Source organism: Streptomyces sp. NPDC006208, from assembly GCF_040613775.1.
Lineage (GTDB): Bacteria > Actinomycetota > Actinomycetes > Streptomycetales > Streptomycetaceae > Streptomyces.
The window spans coordinates 178,403-197,410 of the sequence record NZ_JBEXSW010000007.1 but is presented as its reverse complement, the minus strand read 5'-3'; the positions used below and the strand labels follow the sequence as shown (position 1 = coordinate 197,410).

Sequence of the window (19,008 nt, the reverse complement as noted above, 5' to 3'; positions counted from 1 at the left end):
GTCAGTGGTGCCCTTCGGAGATGTCGAGGTGTTTCGGGGTGAGCGCCCATACGGCGAGGGCGGCAAGGAGCATCAGGCCCGCGCCGCTGAGGCCGACCACGCCGAGCGAGTCGGTGAAGGACTGCCGAGCGCGGTGGGCCAGCTCCCCTGCGGCCGGACCGGCGTGCCGGGCGAAGGCGAGCGCCCCGGCGAGTGACTCGCGCACCGTCTGCGCCGCCGCGCCGGTGACCCCGTCGGCGGCCAGGTCGGTGAGTGACAGGCCGCCCCGGTAGGTGGCGGCTGCGATGCTCCCGAGCACGGACACCCCGAGCACGCTGCCCAGCTCATAGCCGGTCTCCTCGATCGCGGCGGCACTTCCGGACTTCTCTGCCGGCGCGCCGGCCATGATGACTGCGGAGGCGATCGCCAGTGATCCCATGCCCGCTCCGATCAGCAGCAGGGACAGCGCCACCCACGGGTAGGTCGTCGGGGCGAGCGCGATCAGCAGGAATCCCCCGCCGGAGACCGCCAGGCCGCCGGCCAGCACCGGGCGGGCACCCCAACGCGCAGCCAGCTGCGGAGCAAGCGGCGAGACCACACCGGCGCCGAGCGCGGCGGGCAGCAGCCGCAAGCCGGCCTGGAGCGGCGAGAAGCCTTCGACCAGCTGCATCCACTGCGCGATCAGGAGCATCATCGCGGCCATCGCCATAGCGGTGGTGACAGCCACGACGGCGCCGGCGGTGAAGGGCCGGCTGCGGAACAGCCGAATCTCCAGCAGCGGGTCCGGCCGGTTGAGGCAGCGCTGTACGAGCCAGACCAGTGCAAGGACGGCCAGCGCGAAGGTCGCGAGCGTGTCGGTGTCGGTGAGGCCCTCCTTGGCGAAGTGCTTGATGCTGTGGACGAACGCGACCATGCCGACCATCGAGAGCAGCGCGGCGAGCAGGTCCCAGCGACCGGGACGGGGGTTGCCCGACTCCGGGAGGAGCAGCAGCCCCGCGATGATCGCGACGGCCATCACGGGCACGTTGACCAGGAACGCGGCGTGCCAACTGAAATGCGCCAGCAGGACGCCGCCGAGGATCGGCCCGAGCGCTCCACCGAGCGCGGCCATCGCGGCCCAGATACCGAGTGCGGTGGCCCGCTCCCTCGGGTCGGTGAAGAGGGCTCGGATCATCGACAGTGTGGCCGGCATGATCATCGCGCCGCCGACACCGAGCAGGGCCCGCACCGCGATCACCTCGCCGGCGCTGTCCGCCCAGAGCGCGGACGTGGAGGCGAGACCGAACACAGCGAAGCCGCTGATCAGGGTCCTTTTACGGCCCCAACGGTCACCGAGGGCGCTGACGGTGACGAGCAGTCCGGACAGGACCAAGGCGTAGACATCGACCATCCACAGCAGCTGGACCGAGTCGGGCCGCAGGTCCGCGGAGATCGCGGGCAGCGCGATATTGAGGATCGTCATGTCCATGAGCACCAGCAACAGGCTCACGGAAAGCACCGCCAGCCCCGCCCAGCGGCGGGGGTGAGGACGCACGGCGGGGGTCGGGGGTTCGACGGACGCGGCGAGCGTCATGAGCTCCTCCAAAGGGTGGCGGGGGTCTGGACCTGCCCTCCGCAATTAACATCACGTTCGTTATTATAACGTTCGTCTTGTTGAACCTTCTCTGACAGGAGCCACCCACCATGGCCGCACTCCTCTACCGGCTCGGCCGGTTCTGCTTCCGCCGGCGGTGGACGATCACCGCCCTCTGGGTCGCACTGCTGATCGCCGTCGGCGTAGGCGGCGCTGCCCTGTCCGGGCCGACCTCCAACTCGTTCACCATCCCGGGCACCCAGGCCCAGAAGGCCATGGACCTCATGGAGCAGCGCTTCCCGGACACTCACGCGGGCGGCGCCACCGCCGTGGTCGTGTTCGCCGCACCCGATGGCCGCACGCTGAACGACCCCGACGCCACCGCCGCCGTACGCCAGTCGCTCGACCGGCTCCGCCGCGACGCCGAGGTCGCCGACGTCCTCGACCCCTTCGACGCGATGGCCGTATCCCCGGACGGCCGTTACGCGCTGGCACAGGTCACCTACAAGGTGCCGATGGGCGACATCCCCAAGGGCGCCCGAGCGACCTTGGAATCCGCCGCCTCGATAGGCCGCTCGGCAGGCCTCACCGTGGAGAGCGGCGGCGATGCCCTCCAGGAGCCATCCGCGTCCAGCACCGGCGAGATCATCGGCCTCGCGGTGGCCGCCCTCGTACTCGTCATCACCTTCGGTTCGGTCCTCGCGGCCGGACTACCGCTCGTGAGCGCCCTGATAGGCGTCGGAATCGGCGTGTCCGCCATTACCGCCACCACCGGATTCGTCGACCTGAGCTCCAACACCTCGGTACTGGCCACGATGCTGGGCCTGGCCGTCGCCATCGACTACGCGCTGCTGATCGTCTCCCGCCACCGCGAGGAACTCGCGGCCGGCCGCTCGGCCCAGGAGGCGGCAGGGCTGGCGGTCGGCACCGCCGGATCGGCCGTCGTCTTCGCCGGGCTGACCGTGGTGATCGCACTCGCCGGACTCTCCGTCGCAGGCTTGCCGATCCTCACCCAGATGGGGCTCGCCGCCGCGGCCACCGTCGCTGTCGCCGTCCTGATCGCCCTCACCCTGCTGCCCGCATGTCTCGGCTTCGCCGGACAGCGGCTCCAGCCCCGGCGTCGTGCCCACAGCCTCGACACCTCTGCCGGCCGCCGCTGGGCCGGTCTGGTCACCCGTCGACCGCTCACCGTCCTGCTGACCGCCGCCGTCGCGCTGGCCGCACTCGCCATCCCCGCCCTGGATCTGCGCCTGGGCATGCCCGACGACGGCAGCGCCGCCCCCGCAACCACCCAGCGCAAGGCCTACGACCTCGTCACCAAGGGATTCGGCCCCGGCCACAACGGGCCGCTGCTCGTCGTCGTCGACACCAAGGGGACAGGGAGCGCCGAGGGCCCGGGCCGGCGGACCGCCGAACGACTCGCCCCGCTGAGCGGCGTCGCCGCAGTGACTCCCGCCGTCCTCAACCAGGCCGGGGACACGGCCCTGCTGACCGTGATCCCCAGCACCGCCCCGGACAGCACGGCAACCGGCAGGCTCGTCTCCACCATCCGCGACCTGCCCGCCCCCGCGGGGGCCACGGTCTCCGTCACCGGCCGTACGGCCATCAACCTCGACATGTCGACCAAGCTCGGCAAGGCGCTCGTCCCCTACCTCACGCTGATCGTCGTCCTCGCGTTTCTGCTGCTCGTTCTCGCCTTCCGCTCGATCCTGGTCCCCCTCAAAGCGGCCCTGGGCTTTCTGCTCACCCTCGGGGCCACCTTCGGAGCCGTCGTCGCGGTCTTCCAGTGGGGCTGGCTGAGCACTGCGCTCGGGGTTCAGACGACCGGACCCATCGTCAGCGTGATGCCGGTCTTCCTGGTCGGGGTCCTCTTCGGTCTCGCCATGGACTACCAGGTCTTCCTCGCCACCCGGGTCCGCGAGGAGTTCGTCCACGGGGCCTCGCCCACTCAGGCCGTCGTCGCCGGCGTCGGCCATGGCGCCCGGGTCGTGACCGCCGCCGCGATCATCATGATCAGCGTGTTCGCGGGGTTCGTCCCGTCGACCGACCCCATGATCAAGATGATGGGCTTCGCCCTGGCGGTCGGAGTGGCCCTGGACGCCTTCGTCGTCCGAATGGCCGTCATACCCGCCCTGCTCGCCCTGCTCGGCCGCAGCGCCTGGTGGCTGCCCCGGTGGATCGACCGGGTTCTGCCTGATGTGGACATCGAGGGTGCACGGCTCGTCACTCATGCACCGGAGGCCACCGACGCTCCACCGGCCGAACTCGTCCGCAACTGACCGCACCGGGTCCCGGCCCCATCAACCGGCCGGGACCCACCGCACGCCGTCGGCCCCGGGCACGGCAAAGCGCTGCGGGGAACAGGGATGTGAGGAGGCGGCGGTACGTGGCCAGAGACTTACCCCCTCCGTGGTGCCGTCGTCCGACACGACCATCGTGACCCGTGTCCCACCCTCCCCCCAGGTGTTCCACAGGCCCAGCCCTCCGAGCGAAGCCCCACAACTGAGAGGCCCACGGAGATGATCCGGGGCCTCTTTGCATGGGACGAGGCGTCGCCGGCCGATGGCAGGGCCGGCCGTCCGGGCCGTCGGCGACGCCCACGGCATCCGAGCCGGCGTCGACTGGTCGATCCCCCTGCTGGGCTTCGTGGCAGGTGGACTTCGCCCGCCTACGGGTCTTCCGTGGCGATCGGGTGCGCTCGGCCGGTGTCGATGAGGATCTGATCGGCCTGGCTGACGTTGTCGGCCCGCACGGCCCTGGCCATCGCCGCGCGTGCCGCGTCAGGCGTCGCATCCGGTGGAACCACCAGCAGGGAGAAGTGATCCCGGTCGCCTCGGGTGATGAGGACGGTGTCGTCACCGACCGGGAAGGAGTCGATGTGCACGACCCGGTCGTCGACAATCAGTCGCATGGGCAGTTCTTCCCAGGCGGCGGTGTCGAGGCCGACGCGGGTGACCGGTCCGAGGTGCTCGGTCAGTGCGGTGATCAGGCCCGGAAGCTCGGCGCCGATGTCGCGGGACCGCGGCCACCACGCGCCGTCGAGAATTCCCTGACGGGCATGCGTGGTCTCCAGCCGTAGGAGGGCTGTTCCAGGTTTCACGACCGTGTGGATCGCGTCCGGCAGAAGCTTCGATTCACGCGGGGTGTCGGCGTCGGACATGGTGTACTCACCCGTCTGCGGGGGTCGGCACGCGTTCACTGATCGCCTGGGAGGTCCCCGGACGGCTGCCGGTTTCACCGTACTCCGTGAGGCGATCCCCAGGCTCGCCCACGCGTCGCCGACCCAGATCCGGGTTCCTGATGAAATGGCTGGTCACGCGCGGGTTCACCGGACCGTTCCCGGAGTACAGTGAAACCACCGGGAGTACTTCGCGCACCGGCTCCCACGCCGGTGTCGTTCTCGGCGAGCAACAACACCGGGACGTCGAAGACAAGCCCCGGGGACAGGTCCGCGCCATGAACGCGACCATCGACCGTACGCTTTTCAATGAGCGCGTGACCTCACCGCCGGCTCGCCTGTCCCTGACCCCGGCGGGGTCGGTTCCAGGTCTGCTGGACGGCGCCTGGTGGCCTCGCTCCCGCGATCTTTCCCGTGAACTCCCCGCCCTGCTGGACGTGCTGGACGCACGCTGGGGCCGGATCACGCGTGTCACGGTGAACCCGGCCCACTGGCCCGTGATCCCGCACAAGGTGCCCGTGGCCGGGCGCATGGTGCACGTGGGCTGGTTCGCCGACGAGCAGGACCCGCACAAGCTGATCCTCCTCTCCTACACCGCAGGCCGCTGGGACCTGCTGGTGATCCCGCCGGAGACCGGTGCAGTTGCCGCCGCCCGGCTGATGTCCGCCGCAGCCACCCGCAGCAGCCTCCTCACCGCCAGCGCTCTGTTGGCGCGCGAGGACATCACCCGTGACGCGAGGGAGACGCTGAACCGGGAAGAGGAGTGGGAGACCGAAGGCGGGCACGCCTCAGCGACGGCCGGGAACCTGGACCCGGCCGGCTGCCTGAGTTCCGCCCGAGGGAGGTGAGGACATGGAGATCGCCATCACCGTCTCCGTGATCATCGCCATGATCATCATTGGAATGCTGTGGATCCATCTGCTCAACGGGCAGCACGACGAACGGATCGCCGCGTACCGCTACGGCGATGTCATGCCGGGAGTCAGGCGACGGAGCCGGAAGGGCCGACGGCCGGCAGAGCATGCCGGATCGCCCGTCGTCACCGCCCAGCAGCCACGCGAACACCGCGACGGGGCCGCAGATGACGCATGACCTTTTCCTGACCTGCGCGGTGGGTGGGGCGCTACGGCGCCCGCCCACCGGCACATCGCACCGATGAACGAGGTCACGATGAAGCCACCGGAACCACCTTCGGGCGGACGTACCGAGGTACGCATCGTCGCCGCGTCTCCCGAGGCCGCCCGTCGGGTCGCAACGGTGCTCCGCCGTTGCTTCGCCGCCACCGAACAGCGCAGCTACCCCGCCGGCAGCGACGGCGGAACCCGCCTCCACCTCACTGTGGACACCACGCAGACGGCAGAGCCGGCGCGGTCCTGGCTGGAAGCCAGTCAGCCCTCCGAGCAGGACCTCGCACAGACGGACGAGGTCTGAGACGCGGGCCCTCGACGGCGCCCCCCACGAGTCGGCGGTCATCATGGCGACACTCCACGAGCGGAAGCACTACCGCGAAGCAATCATGAATGCCCTGTACGAGACCACGGAAGGCAACCGCCTCCTCGGCGTCACCGGGGCGAAGCTGCACGACGACCTCCAGGTCCCCGAGCAGGATCTGGCCGCCGCTTGCGCCTATCTGGTCGGCGAGGGACTCATCACCGTCGACTGGGCACAGGGAAACACACCCGCGATGGTCACACTGACACATCAGGGAATCCGGCTCATGGAGGCCGAAGAGGAGGAACGCGGCTGATGCGGCGCTGAGCCCGTTCCGACCAAGGACCGCAACACCCGCAGAATCCCTTCTGCCGGAAATGCCGCACAGGCATAGCATGGTGAGTGGGTCGGTGCACTCTCACGTGCAACCGACCCGGAAGGGCGGCCTCGGTGTGTATACACCGGGGCCGTTGCACGCTGTCGGCGCGACGGCAGAGAGCGGATCCCGGCGCGTACAGCGGCCGAGCAAGCCACCGAAGGGGTGAAATCAGGCTGGTTGGGTGAAAGGGCACGGCTATGGCGGAGGGTGATCAGCAGTCCCGCAAGGGCCGGGTGGACCGGTCGGAGGGGTTCGGTGAGCGGCTGCTGGGGGTGCTGCTGGACCGGGCACACGAGATGCCGCCGCAGCTGATCGCCCCGCTGATCGCGGAAGAGGTGGCCAGGGTCGGCGGCCGGGACATCTCGGTTCTCCTGCAGGACTACGCACAACTCCTGCTCGTGCCGCTGCCGGGCAGGGGGCTGACCGTCAGTGACCCCGAGCCGATCGGTGACTCCCATGCCGGCGCGGCCTTCCTGTACGCGACCACTGTCGAGGTACCGCGGGCCGACGGCGTCCGGATGTATCTGCCGTTGCTGGACGGCAGCGACCAGGTGGGAGTGCTGGCCGTCACTCTGGGGACCGTCGATGATGACGACCGGCGCCTGCTGCGCAGGCTGGCCGGACTGATCGCCGACATGCTGGTCACCAAGCACAGCTACACCGACCAGTTCTTCCTCGCCCGGCGCCGCGAACCCATGAGCGTGGCCGCGGAGATCCAGTGGGCCCTGCTACCGCCGCTGGCGATGTCCGTCCCGCAGGTCGCGGTGGCCGGAATCCTGGAGCCCGCCTACAACGTCGCCGGCGACAGCTTCGACTACGCACTCAACGACGACATCCTGCACGTGGCCGTGGTTGATGCGATGGGTCACGGCCTGAACGCCGCCACGATGGCGACTGTCGCCGTCGGCGCCTACCGGCATTCCAGACGTGCCGGTATCGGCCTGTCCGAGATCTACGCGTTCATGGACCGGGCCATCGCCGGGCAGTTCGGGCCTGAACACTTCGTCACCGCGCAGATGATGCGCCTGAACATCACAACGGGCCATCTGCAGTGGGTCAACGCGGGCCACCCCGCACCGCTGCTGATCCGCAACCGCCAGGTCCTGCAGCACCTGGAGAGCCCGACCACTTTGCCGGTCGGCTTCGGCGGTGAAGAGCCCCGGGTCAGCGAGCTGACGCTCCAGCGCGGCGACCGGGTGCTGTGCTTCACCGACGGCCTGATCGAGGAGCACGAAGCCGGCGAAGAGCAGTTCGGCGAGGAACAACTCATCCACTGGGTCAACCGCATCGAGCAGAGAGAGAAGGGCGTGCGGGCGGTGGTGCGCTCGCTCTCCCACACCCTGAAGCAGGAACGGGGCGGGAGCACGAGCGACGACGCGACACTCTTCCTGATCGAGTGGCGCGGGGGCGCCGCCGACCACCTCGCCGTCCTGGAGTGAGCCGGCCTCAGGGCACCGCCGACCTGCTCCGAACGGCAGGACGAACGTCGGGAAGCGATTCCCGTCACCCGCTCCAAAGATGAAGGCCCAGGCCAGGGTCATGACCCCTGCCCCGGGCCCATGTGTTGTCCTGACCTTTGAGTGATCGGCCCCGAGTGCCTGCTGTGGGGCCCTCGTTGTCCGGTCAGACCAGGGTGCCGGAGGCCGTCGCGCACTTGCCGCGGTCGGCCTTCATCGGGCCGGCGGCGGAGGGCCGGACGTCGAAGTCGAACATGGCGGTGGGTACGTACAGCGAGCAGCAGGCGTTGGGGATGTCGACGATGCCGCTGATACGTCCCTCTATGGGGGAGGAGCCGAGCAGCAGGTAGGCCTGCTCTCCGCTGTAGCCGAACTTCTTGAAGTACTCGACGGCATTGAGGCAGGCCCGGCGGTAGGCCAGCGTGGCGTCGAGGTAGTAGTTCGTGTCGGTGTCGTGGTCGACGGAGATCCCGATGAAGGTCATGAACTCCGTGTACCTCGGCTCGACGTTGCCCGGAATGAACACCGGGTTGGTGGAGATGCCGTACGTCTCCATGCCGCCCTTGATCAGGTCGACGTGGAAGTCGATGAAGCCGCCCATCTCGATGGCGCCACAGAAGGTGATCTCTCCGTCGCCCTGGCTGAAGTGCAGGTCGCCTCCGGAGAGCTTGGCGTCCTTGACGTGTACGGGGTAGAAGACCCGCGAACCGCGCGTGAAGTTCTTGATGTCGTGGTTGCCTCCGTTCTCGCGCGCCGGCACCGTACGTGCGCCTTCCGCGGCGATGCGCTTGGCGACGTCTCCGGTGGCCGTGCCGGCGAGTGCATTGGTGCTGTCCGGCGGTACGGCGAGTGGCGGGACCCGGTTCGGGTCGGTGTCGATCAGCGCCTGCTCGCGGGTGTTCCAGCGGGCGAGCATCTCGGCGGACGGGGCTGTTCCGAACAGCCCCGGGTGGGTGATCCCGGTGAAGCGGATCCCCGGAAGGTGACGGGAGACCGCCTGCTGTCCGTGGAAGTCCCATATCGCCTTGTAGGCGTCCGGGAAATAGTCGGTCAGGAAGCCGCCGCCGTTGGCCTTGGCGAAGATGCCGGTGTAACCCCAGCCCTGGCCCGCAAAGTCGCCGGTCTGCTGCGGCACGGGGCCGAGGTCGAGTATGTCGACGACGAGCAGGTCGCCGGGTTCGGCACCCTCCACGCCTATCGGACCGCTGAGCATATGAGGGATGGTCAGGTCGATGTCGCGTACGTCGTCGGCGGTGTCGTTGTTGCCGACCTGGCAGTCGGTCCAGTCGCGGCATTCCATACGGAACTCCGCTCCCGGCTTCACCATGGCGACGGTGGGGACGTCCGGGTGCCACCTGTTGTGTCCGGGAACGTCCTGGTCACGCATCGACTTGCTGTGGTCCACATGGAAGATTTCTTCGGGCATAACAGCTCCTCATTTCGGATCAGGTCACGTTGGTGCGCCCACGCTTCCGGCCGGCGGGGCCACTGGGGCCGGCTGCCGCGAATTCCGGGTGAGCGGCCACAACGCCGCGAAGACCACCACGCCGAACACCGCCAGCGCGATGGCGGTTGCGTTGGGGTTCACCCAGTAACCGGAGAGCAGCAGCGCCGCGGGAATCACGCCGGTGACCCAGCCCTGGATCGCCGTGACCCAGCCCGTATAGATCCTGAGGCGGTCCAACTTGAGACCGAGCAGGAGGAAGAACAGGAACCACAGGAATGCCCAGTAGAGCCAGATGACCCCGAACGCGTTGTCCCGGAAGAGCCGGAAATTGACGAACGAGTATCCAAGGGCCGCAACCGCTACGAACAGCGAGTAGTAGCCGACGCCGGTGCTGTCGAGACCGGCGAGCAGGCCCACGCCTACATACAAGTAGGTGAAGCCGAACAGATAGATGCCGGATGCCGCCAGGATCGCTCCGGGATCGCCGACGGCGGCAAAGATGAGGTAAGTCGGCGTCAGCACCTGCAGTGCGCCCACGAAAAGGTTGAACACCGCCGCCGCCTTGGCGTCGACCTTCCCGAGCAGCAGCATTCCGTTGATGAAGAGCACCGCACCGACAAAGAGCAGTCCCACGTTGCCCACGGGGACGCACCTCCTCAACCCGCGTGGGGGACGGAATCGTCGTAACCGCCTGAGACGTTCAGCCTTGTCGACCACCGCCCTCAGGGTCGCGGCAAACGCGAGAGCGCGGGGTGCGGGCGCGGTGGCACCGCGCTGCGTGGCGGCACTTCGGAAACCACCGCCGGGGCATCACGGGACTGCTCCTCCTGTTCATGGAGGGCAGCGACCGTGTGCGAGGTCAGCGTGAACCCGGGCGAGGTGTACACACGTCTCGCAGTACCTGCGCAAACAGGGCAGCCGTGAAGGGTGGGCGCCGTTCCGATGGCCAACTTCACATCGAAAGGTCCACAACGGCCGCATAGATATTCATAGGTTGCCATTAGCAGCCTCCGGATGCCGGTGGACGCTGGCCAACCCGAGAATGTGCGACGCGCCCCGATCGGCGCACGCCACAGTGCATTTCCTCTCTCAAGGAGACGTCTCGGACATCCACGTGTCAAGTGCCGGACGGTCCGATCCGGCCCCTGCCGGAGCCCTTGCCGATGCGCTTGCGGGGGCCCTTATCCGAACGACCCGACGGCGAGCCCCGCCGCTGCCGCCGCCAGACCGACCACGAGGCTCGACGCGGCGTACAGCACGGCTTTCCCGGTCTGCCCTTTCTGGCCCAGGAGGGTCACCTCGTAACTGAACGTGGAAAACGTGGTATAGGCGCCGCAGAAACCGATGCCGGCAATGGTCACGACCTGTTCCGGCAGCCCGTGCTGGGCGCCGAGGCCCACGAGAAGCCCGAGCACGAACGAGCCGGTGATGTTGATCAGCCACGTGCCGCGCGGGAAGCCGCCGGGGCTTCGGTACTGCACGTACTGGGCGAGCACGTAGCGCGCAACTGCCCCGACCGCGGCCGCCGCACCGACGGCGAGCAGGGTGATCACCGGACCCACCAGCCGTACCGGCGGGCGTGGCCGCGTCGCGTGGCGAGCCGTGCCCGCCGCGCCGCCGCCCGCCTGCCGACGGCCAGGCCGAGCGTGGTGGCGGCCAGTCCGGCCAGGAGACTGCCGAAGACGTTGAACGCCGCGGTCGCACAGTGGCCGTGACCCAGAAGGCGGTCGGTGTCGAGCATCCAGGTCGAGAAGGTGGTGAAGGAGCCGAGAAACCCGACGGCGGCGAAGGGTTGCACGTACCGGGTCGGCGGCCAGATGTCGAACACGTACACGAGCAGCAGCGCGAGCAGGAACGAACCGGACACGTTGACGGCGAACGTCGTCCATGGAAACGTCGCGTCGGACGTGGGAAAGGCCAGTCCCAGTGCGTAGCGGGCCGATCCGCCCAGGAGGCCGCCGAGCGCGATCGCGGCCAGGGCATCCCGGTGCAGACGCACGTGAAACGGCTCGCTCGACGGTTCGGGGTCGGCACCGGAGTTGTACGCGGGTTCTCGGGATTCCCTGTCGGGCCCGGATTCGTCGGCCCGCATCAGAAGCCTCCGTACGCACTGATCGTCTGAACTCCTGCCGTATGGATCATCGAACTGACCGCATCCCTATCCGATACCCCACCTCCCCCATTATTGCCGGGGTTTGCAGCACCGACGCATGCTCGACTAAAATTCAAGATCATCGGCGCCTGACCGGTTTACCGGTGCAATGGCCTGACCGATGGAGGACGGCCATGGCAAAGATCCTTGCGGTGCTCTATCCGGACCCCGTGGAGGGGTATCCCCCCGACTACGCACGTGACGAGATTCCGGTCATCACCGGCTATCCGGGCGGTCAGACCGCCCCCACCCCGCAAGCCATAGATTTCACCCCCGGGCAGCTCCTCGGCAGTGTCTCGGGAGAACTGGGGCTGCGCCGGTTCCTGGAGGACCGAGGCCACACCTATGTCGTCACGAGCGACAAGGAAGGGCCTGGCTCCACCCTGGACCGCGAACTGCCCGACGCCGACGTGCTGATCTCACAGCCCTTCTGGCCCGCCTATCTGACCCCTGAGCGGATCGCCGCGGCTCCCCGTCTCAAACTCGCGATCACCGCGGGGATCGGGTCGGACCACGTCGACCTGCCGAGCGCCATCGCCCACGGCATGACGGTGGCGGAGGTGACCTACAGCAACAGCATCAGCGTGTCCGAGCACGCCGTCATGCAGATCCTCACGCTGGTGCACAACTACATGCCCGCCCACGAGTGGGTGACCGCCAAGGCGGGCTGGAACATCGCGGACAGCGTCTCGCGCGCCTACGACCTCGAAGGCATGGACGTCGGCGTCCTCGGGTCGGGCCGTATCGGCCAGGCGGTACTGCGCCGCCTCAAGCCGTTCGACGTCAAGCTGCACTACCACGACGTGCACCGGCTGCCCGGAGACGTCGAGGAGGAGCTGGGGCTGACCTGGCATCCCGACGCGCGTGCGCTCGCCTCCTCGGTCGACGTGCTGTCCATCCACACTCCGCTGCATCCGCAGACGCAGAACCTCTTCGACGACGAACTGATCGGGGTCATGAAGCGCGGTTCGTACATCGTCAACACCGCACGCGCGCTCATCGTCGACCGGGATGCGGTGGTGCGGGCCCTCAACAGCGGCCAACTGGCCGGTTACGCCGGCGACGTCTGGTACCCGCAGCCGCCGCCGCCCGACCACCCCTGGCGCACCATGCCGTACGAGGCGATGACGCCCCACGTGTCCGGTACGACTCTCTCGGCGCAGGCCCGCTACGCGGCCGGTACCCGGGAGATCCTGGAGTGCTGGTTCGACGAGCGCCCGGTCCGTCCGGAGTACCTGATCGTCGACGGTGGTGGGCTTGCCGGGACGGGAGCGCGCTCCTACACGGTCGCCTGATATCGAATAACAGCCGGTGGACAAGAAATCAGCAGAAGATCCACCACATGAATAGGCAATCGGCATTCTGGCGTTATGCCTGCTCCGAGACCTTGCGTGCTGTGAGCCGACTCACTCCGAATCCGCTGGCGGAGTGAGGCGGAGAGCCTTAGCGTGCGTAAATAGATGGATTTTTCCTTATGCGGAGGCACTGGCGCCGCGCATACTGTTTCGCAGGAAAACCAAGGTGAACACCGGGAAGGTGGATCAGTGAGCAGCATGGACGCCGTGTGGGTGCGGGGCGTGAACGGCATTCAGATGCATCACGTGACCGATCTTCAGGATGCCGGCAGGTTTTTGGGCAACGCAGTGATGGCACTGCGGGCCGCACATGTAAGGACCGGCGCGGACCGGTACTCCAGCATCTCCGCCGAGCTCAAGAGCCTGGTGGAGCGCGTGCGGGAGCTGGAGGACGAGGCGCGGTCGAGCATGCACGACCTGCACTCCACCGATCCCGACCGGTTCGTCCGCTGCCGTGACGGACACGAGCCGTGGCCCGGCGAGATCCCGGCGGGCTTCATTCCGCGCCACACCTGCAAGGACGAGTGCCTTTACCACGACCGCGAGGTCCTCGAGGCGATCATGCAGTGCACCTGCGGCCGGCCGCCGTGCCAGGCGTGCGAGATCGGCGGAAAGCTCTGACAGGCCCGGGCGAGTAGCCGAGCGAGTGCGGAGGGAGCCGCCCTGACCGGCGGCTCCCGGCACGTCCATCGGGCGAGGAGCTCAACAGTGCCGATCCGGCGGCCAAGCGCAGTGGTCAGCCCGGCTCCCTCACCGTAGCCACTCTGCGTGACGTCCGGTCGAACCTCGCGGTCGGAAGCTCCCGGCGACCCACGATGTGCCCGTTTGACGGCGCTCGATCCTTGTCAGGACGTGGGGAGTTACTCGCCACGTCCTGACCGTTGAAAGGCACGATCCGCCGCTCAGGCAGCCGGTCGGGTCCGGACGACGGTAGAGCCCCGGGCCTCTGGCCTGGAGCTTTCCCTTGGAGCGGGTGACGGGCGCCGCTGGAGCGGGTGACGGGCGCCGCCGGCCCGAGCGCCGACGAGAAGGCTCGGGCGCCCTCGTCCTACGCCGCCTGTCGGCGTTTTTCTGTACTGCGTTCGGGTGCCCAGCGGGTGCGGTCCTGACCATTGGAATGTTGGGTGAGGGGGACCCAAGCCTCCGGCATAGGGGGTCGCCACCCGAAGGGACACCTGATGTCAGGGCTGATACCGAGGCGCCGAGGCAGTCTGGCGTGGTGCGTCACAGCACTGCTGCCGTATCTCCTTCTCTCCCCCGCTGCGGCCGCACCGCAGCCTGTTCGTGGAGGGGCCGCCGGTACGTCGACCCTGAAGTGGCGGCCGTGCGAGGACCCGGCGCAGCAGGGATTCGAGTGCGCGACGCTCGACGTCCCGCTCGACTACGACCGGCCGGCGGGTGACGCCATCCATCTCGCCGTGATCCGGCGAAGAGCCACCGACCCGTCCCGCAGAATCGGTTCGCTGTTCTTCAACCCCGGTGGCCCGGGCGGCGCCGGCACGGCTGCTCTGCCGGCCTGGTACGAGCGCTACTTCCCGACCGGGCTGCGCGAGCGTTTCGACATCGTCAGTTGGGATCCTCGGGGTGTGGGCCGCAGCACGGCGGTGCGCTGCTTCAGCGACGCCGTGGAAGCGATGGCCTGGTGGGCGCGGCAGCCGGCGGGATTCCCGGTGGGCGCGAAGGAACGGCAAGCCTGGTACGCCGGGAGGGCGGAACTGGCCAACGGATGCCGGCAGCGGGCCTCGAAGCTGCTGCCGCATGTCTCCACCCCTGACAGCGCCCGCGATCTGGACCGCTTGCGCGAGGCCGTGGGAGATCGGCAACTGAACTACTGGGGCATCTCGTACGGCACATTCCTCGGTGCCGTCTACGCGAACCTCTTCCCTGACAAGGTGCGCGGCCTGCTCCTGGACGGGAACGTCCACCCTCGTGGCTACGCGGACGGTGCCATGAACGGCGAACCGCGGCTGACCACGTCCCTGCGTATGGGCTCGGACCTCGGGTCTGCCGCCACTCTGGGGCAGTTCCTCGAGCTGTGCGGTCGGGCCCCGGCATCCCGCTGCGCGTTCTCCGCGGGCAGCCCCCGGGCCACCCGCACCAAACTGGCCACCCTGATGGAACGGCTCCGACGCCGACCGGTCGGGGAGTGGACCTACGCCAGGACCGTGGACACCTTGCGGTCCTCGCTCTACTTCGTCACACCGGGTTGGACCGACGCTGCCGAGATGCTGCAGGAGCTGTGGCAAGGGCGCGGCCCGGCCATGCCCGCACCCCCTTCGAGCCGGACCTACCCCGGGTTCGAGCAAGAGGCCGCCATCGTCTGTTCCGAGAGCCCCAACCCCCGTGTCCTCAACCGCTACGCCGAGCTCGACACCTTCAGCGCCGCACGCGCGGGGGACCTCGGCCGTCGCTGGGTGTGGGACTACGAGTGGTGCGGACAGTGGCCGGCCACAGCCGCGCACCGCTACACCGGTCCGTGGAACCGGCCCACCGCCAACCCGGTCCTGGTCGTCAACCCCACCTACGACCCGGCCACTTCCTATCAGGCCGCCGAGGCCATGACCCGCGCACTGGCAGACGCACGCCTGCTGACCCTCCACGGCTACGGCCACACCGCCCTGGTCAATCCCAGCACCTGCGTGAACCAGCACGCCGTGCACTACTTCACCTCCGGCGCCCTGCCGCCTGTCGGGGCGTCCTGCCGACAGGACACCCTGCCCTTCGCCCCGGCCAAGCCGACCGGCGGCATCGCGACGGGCGGTGGTGGACTCGCCGACGCTCACCACGTTCCCTGAGAACCTTCGGCAGCCTGTCGACCTGATCGCCGTCCACGCCACGTCAGACCGGTGGCCCCACCCCGAACTCGAGGAAACGGGCCTGGTCGTTCCCGCCCGGCCCTGGTGGCCACCCGCTGACACCCTCCGCCAGAACATTGCGCAGGGACGCTCCCTCGAACCGGGCACCGGTGACGTCGGTCAGGCCGAAGGGGGGCATGCCGGTGTTCACGCTTGCGAGCCTGGCGTCGGTCAGATCGGTGTCGCGCAGGTCAGCACCCCGGAGATCGCATCCGGCCAGGCTGACCTCGCGCAGTGAAGCCCCGCGCAGGTCTGCGCCGCTGAAGTCACAGAACTTGAACGAACACCCGTCCAGGGTGGCGTGGCGCAGATCGGCCCCGGTGAACGAGCAACGGGTGAACCGCAGCGGTGACGTGCGAGCGGAAGCCAGGTTCTGGCCGGTGAAGTCCTCACCGTTCACGGCCGCACCGCTGTGGAGCGCGGCAAGTCGTTGTCTGGCGGTCCGTGGGGTGGTCATGTGCGCCAGCGTGTCAGCCGGATCGGTGGCCGTCGCCCGGATGTGCGACAGTTCGCCGAGCCGGTCCGGGAAACGGGTGCGGCCACCAGTGGTCGTCATCCTTGCCCCCCGGCCGTCTGCCGAAGGGCAAGGCCCCCAGAAGGCTCACCCCGTTCCGATGCTGTGGGCGGTGCCCTCGGCGACGGCCCGGAGTTTCTCCGGGTTTGCCACGTTGTGGATGGCGGTGATGCGGCCGTCGGCATCGAAGTCGAAGGTGACCGTGGCGATCACGCGTCCTGCTCCTGCGAACACCACGCCCGGTCCGCCGTTGATCTCGGCGAGTACGGCCGTCATCTCCGCCGGCGCGATGCCCTGGTAGGTGACGGTGCCGATGGCGGCGAACCAGGCGGCCACCGTCGCTGCGCCCACGACCGGACGCAGGGCCTGGCGTACCTTGCCACCGCCGTCGGTCCACAGGGTGACGTCCGGGGAGAGCAGCTCCATCAGGGAGTTGACGTCCCCACCGGACGCGGCGGCGAGGAAGTGCTCGGTGATCTCGCGCTGCCTTGATCGGTCCACCGTGAAGCGCGGCCGTCGGGCCCGCACATGCTCGCGGGCCCGGTGCGCTGCCTGCCGTACCGCGACCTCCGAGCGCTCCACCGCCTGCGCGATCTCGGCGTGGCTGAAGTCGAAGACCTCCTTCAGGACGAACACCGCGCGCTCCAGCGGGCTGAGCGTCTCCAGCACCACCAGCATCGCGATCGACACCGATTCGGCGTCGGTGACGGCGTCGGCCGCGGCGTCGCCACCGGTGAGAATGGGCTCCGGAAGCCACGGCCCCACATATGTCTCCCGCTTGTGGCGGGTGGAGCGCAGCCGTTCGAGGGCCAGGTTCGACACGATCCTGGCCAGGTACGCCTTGGGGTCCGCCACGTGCGAGCGGTCGGCGGACGACCATTTGATCCAGGCGTCCTGGACCGTGTCCTCGGCGTCGGCCGCGGAGCCCAGGACACGGTAGGCCACCGAGAACAGCAGGGAGCGGTGCCGATGGAACAGCTGCTGGTCCAGGTCCACCTCCGAAGACAGGTGGGTCACCGTGCCTCCCGAATGCGGGTGAAGCGGCCGCCGCGGGGCCACCACACTCCCGAGACGGGCATTCTCTTCATACGGGCCCAGGTGGGCCAAGGGGAAGCAGTCACCGTCTCCTTGTACCGCGCCGCCGCACGGCCCGTCAGGTACACCCTGCGCGGGCCGGCGTCGGGGCGGGTGAACTGCACCACCGCATCGTTACGGCCCAGGCTCACCGGCGTGTGGTAGTAGCCGAAGCGGAACGGCTTGGGCTGCTTGCCCTTCAGCACGCGGACGATCGACACCGCGGCGTGCACACCGGTCGGCATGCCGCTTTGGCAGGTACCGTGCATGACTCCGTAACCCTGGCGGATCGCCGCCGCATCGCCCAGGGCGTACACATCCGGGTGCGACACCGACCGCAGCATGGCGTCGGTGACGATACGGCCGCGGTCGTCCACGCGCAGCCCGGCGGTGGCCGCCAGCGGCGAGACGCGCGTACCACTCGTCCACACCACCACGTCGGCGGCGACGCTCTCCCCGCCTGCCAGTTCCACCGCACCGGGCAGCACCTTCACCACATCGACCCCGCCGCGCACCGTCACGCCGAGCCGCTGCAGCGCGGACCGCAGATACGCCCCGGCCTTGGGGTGCATGGCCGCACCGGGTTCCTCCCGGCCCAGCAGCACCACGCTCAGCTCCGGGTACCGCTCGGCGATCTCCGCGGCCGACTCGATGCCGGTCAGCCCGCTGCCGGCGACCGCCACCGTGCCGCTGCCCAGCCGCGCCAGCCGGCCCGCCAGCACCTCGGCGTCCTGCGCGCCGGACAGGGTGCAGGCGTGCTCCTCCGCCCCCGGCACCGTCACCGTGTCGGCCACGCTGCCCAGCCCGTACACCAGCGTGTCGTAGTGCAGGACCCTGTCGTCGTCGATCCGCACGGTCTTCGCGTCCGTGTCCACCGCCGTCACCCAGCCGCGTACGAACCGCGCGCCGGTGCCTTCCAGCAGCTCCGGGATGCTCAGCTCGGAGAGCTGTTGCCCGGTCGCCGCCTGGTGCAGCCGCAGTCGCTCGGTGAAGTGCTCCTGCCCGTTCACCAGGGTCAACTGCACGTCCTTGCCCTGCTCGACGCGTCCGGCGAGCTGGACCGCCGCGGACAGGCCCGCATATCCCGCCCCCAGGATCACCACGCGGTGTGCGGCCGTCGTACCACCTTCGTGCTGTGCGCTCATCGCCTCCGCCTTCCCTCCACCCGCTGCTGACGACCACCAGACGCAAGGTGCCCGCCCGTCCGTGACATGGAGGCGATGTGATGCGCGGCACAGGCACGGTCCTGGTCGAGGCTGAACTTCCGAACAGCGGAAGGGCACTTGTCGTTCGACCCTCTCCTTGTTCGAGATCCATGCTGCCCCGGCTCCCTGACCAGGGGGTTCACCAGCACTTGGGGATGAGTGAAGAAGGTTCTCGGCGTCGCGGGGGCGAGCTGCGCGCTCGTTCCCGGCCTGAACGGCCCGGCGCCGGCCGCGGACCACACGATGCACACCGGCGACCCGTTCCTCACACGGCAAGGACAACAGGGTCACCGTCGTCTACGGCACGTCGACCGGCCCCGGCACGCGCGTCCAGACCCCACTGACCAGATGGGTTCGTTCCATGCGGTCGACGGCCGGTCCTGCCTCGTGGCGGGACCGGCCGCTCGTG

19 protein-coding genes are annotated in these 19,008 nt (G+C 68.9%); 9 read left to right on the top strand and 10 right to left on the bottom strand.

Annotated elements, in window-relative coordinates; all coding sequences use genetic code 11:
- Position 1: 1 nt before the first annotated feature.
- On the bottom strand, positions 2–1,552 hold the full coding sequence (locus ABZ208_RS07830; RefSeq protein ID WP_356908651.1) for an MFS transporter: 1,551 nt from the start codon (positions 1,550–1,552) through the stop codon (positions 2–4).
- A 110-nt stretch (positions 1,553–1,662) separates the two neighbouring features.
- On the opposite strand from ABZ208_RS07830, the gene ABZ208_RS07825 reads away from it, so the two are divergent.
- Entirely contained in the window at positions 1,663–3,831 is a 2,169-nt protein-coding gene (locus ABZ208_RS07825; RefSeq protein WP_356908650.1) for an MMPL family transporter, read from the top strand.
- Positions 3,832–4,220: 389 nt separating this feature from the next.
- Here the strand turns inward: ABZ208_RS07825 and ABZ208_RS07820 are convergent, their stop codons facing one another.
- Positions 4,221–4,712, bottom strand: a complete 492-nt coding sequence (locus tag ABZ208_RS07820; RefSeq protein ID WP_356908649.1) for a DUF5994 family protein — start codon at positions 4,710–4,712, stop codon at positions 4,221–4,223.
- A 296-nt stretch (positions 4,713–5,008) separates the two neighbouring features.
- On the opposite strand from ABZ208_RS07820, the gene ABZ208_RS07815 reads away from it, so the two are divergent.
- The 5 genes from ABZ208_RS07815 (at position 5,009) to ABZ208_RS07795 (ending at position 7,979) form a co-directional block, all read left to right on the top strand.
- Positions 5,009–5,578: a DUF5994 family protein gene (locus ABZ208_RS07815; RefSeq protein WP_356908648.1), complete on the top strand. Its 570-nt coding sequence runs from the start codon at positions 5,009–5,011 to the stop codon at positions 5,576–5,578.
- Positions 5,579–5,582: 4 nt separating this feature from the next.
- Complete coding sequence (locus ABZ208_RS07810) at positions 5,583–5,822, top strand: hypothetical protein (RefSeq protein ID WP_356908647.1); 240 nt, start codon at positions 5,583–5,585, stop codon at positions 5,820–5,822.
- A 78-nt stretch (positions 5,823–5,900) separates the two neighbouring features.
- Positions 5,901–6,161, top strand: coding sequence for a hypothetical protein (locus ABZ208_RS07805; RefSeq protein ID WP_356908693.1), 261 nt, complete (start codon positions 5,901–5,903; stop codon positions 6,159–6,161).
- A 43-nt stretch (positions 6,162–6,204) separates the two neighbouring features.
- Entirely contained in the window at positions 6,205–6,477 is a 273-nt protein-coding gene (locus ABZ208_RS07800; RefSeq protein ID WP_356908646.1) for a hypothetical protein, read from the top strand.
- Positions 6,478–6,737: 260 nt separating this feature from the next.
- Positions 6,738–7,979 (top strand): PP2C family protein-serine/threonine phosphatase, encoded by a 1,242-nt coding sequence (locus tag ABZ208_RS07795; RefSeq protein WP_356908645.1) that lies wholly within the window; start codon positions 6,738–6,740, stop codon positions 7,977–7,979.
- Between the two features lie 184 nt (positions 7,980–8,163).
- Here the strand turns inward: ABZ208_RS07795 and fmdA are convergent, their stop codons facing one another.
- From fmdA to ABZ208_RS07770, 5 genes are all read right to left on the bottom strand, one after another.
- A complete protein-coding gene (gene fmdA, locus ABZ208_RS07790; RefSeq protein ID WP_356908644.1) occupies positions 8,164–9,423 on the bottom strand; it encodes a formamidase in 1,260 nt (419 codons plus the stop codon).
- 24 nt (positions 9,424–9,447) lie between these two features.
- Entirely contained in the window at positions 9,448–10,086 is a 639-nt protein-coding gene (locus ABZ208_RS07785) for an AmiS/UreI family transporter (protein ID WP_356908643.1), read from the bottom strand.
- 80 nt (positions 10,087–10,166) lie between these two features.
- Positions 10,167–10,445 (bottom strand): FmdB family zinc ribbon protein, encoded by a 279-nt coding sequence (locus tag ABZ208_RS07780; RefSeq protein ID WP_356908642.1) that lies wholly within the window; start codon positions 10,443–10,445, stop codon positions 10,167–10,169.
- A gap of 180 nt (positions 10,446–10,625) precedes the next feature.
- Complete coding sequence (crcB, locus tag ABZ208_RS07775) at positions 10,626–10,997, bottom strand: fluoride efflux transporter CrcB (RefSeq protein WP_356908641.1); 372 nt, start codon at positions 10,995–10,997, stop codon at positions 10,626–10,628.
- Entirely contained in the window at positions 10,994–11,536 is a 543-nt protein-coding gene (locus tag ABZ208_RS07770) for a CrcB family protein (RefSeq protein ID WP_356908640.1), read from the bottom strand. The genes crcB and ABZ208_RS07770 overlap by 4 nt, the downstream gene beginning before the upstream one ends.
- Positions 11,537–11,730: 194 nt before the next feature.
- Here ABZ208_RS07770 and ABZ208_RS07765 point away from each other — a divergent pair, with 194 nt between their 5' ends.
- From ABZ208_RS07765 to ABZ208_RS07755, 3 genes are all read left to right on the top strand, one after another.
- Positions 11,731–12,891: an NAD-dependent formate dehydrogenase gene (locus ABZ208_RS07765; RefSeq protein ID WP_356908639.1), complete on the top strand. Its 1,161-nt coding sequence runs from the start codon at positions 11,731–11,733 to the stop codon at positions 12,889–12,891.
- A gap of 258 nt (positions 12,892–13,149) precedes the next feature.
- Positions 13,150–13,572, top strand: coding sequence for a hypothetical protein (locus ABZ208_RS07760; protein WP_356908692.1), 423 nt, complete (start codon positions 13,150–13,152; stop codon positions 13,570–13,572).
- 557 nt (positions 13,573–14,129) lie between these two features.
- Complete coding sequence (locus ABZ208_RS07755) at positions 14,130–15,746, top strand: alpha/beta hydrolase (RefSeq protein ID WP_356908638.1); 1,617 nt, start codon at positions 14,130–14,132, stop codon at positions 15,744–15,746.
- Positions 15,747–15,789: 43 nt separating this feature from the next.
- Here ABZ208_RS07755 and ABZ208_RS07750 read toward each other — a convergent pair whose 3' ends face one another.
- From ABZ208_RS07750 to ABZ208_RS07740, 3 genes are read right to left on the bottom strand one after another with little or no spacing between them, the layout of a single operon-like run.
- The gene (locus ABZ208_RS07750) at positions 15,790–16,362 is read right to left on the bottom strand and encodes a pentapeptide repeat-containing protein (protein ID WP_356908637.1); all 573 of its coding nucleotides are present in this window, start codon (positions 16,360–16,362) and stop codon (positions 15,790–15,792) included.
- A 45-nt stretch (positions 16,363–16,407) separates the two neighbouring features.
- A complete protein-coding gene (locus tag ABZ208_RS07745; protein WP_356908636.1) occupies positions 16,408–17,337 on the bottom strand; it encodes an RNA polymerase sigma-70 factor in 930 nt (309 codons plus the stop codon).
- Complete coding sequence (locus tag ABZ208_RS07740) at positions 17,334–18,539, bottom strand: FAD-dependent oxidoreductase (RefSeq protein ID WP_356908635.1); 1,206 nt, start codon at positions 18,537–18,539, stop codon at positions 17,334–17,336. The genes ABZ208_RS07745 and ABZ208_RS07740 overlap by 4 nt, the downstream gene beginning before the upstream one ends.
- Positions 18,540–19,008: the final 469 nt, after the last annotated feature.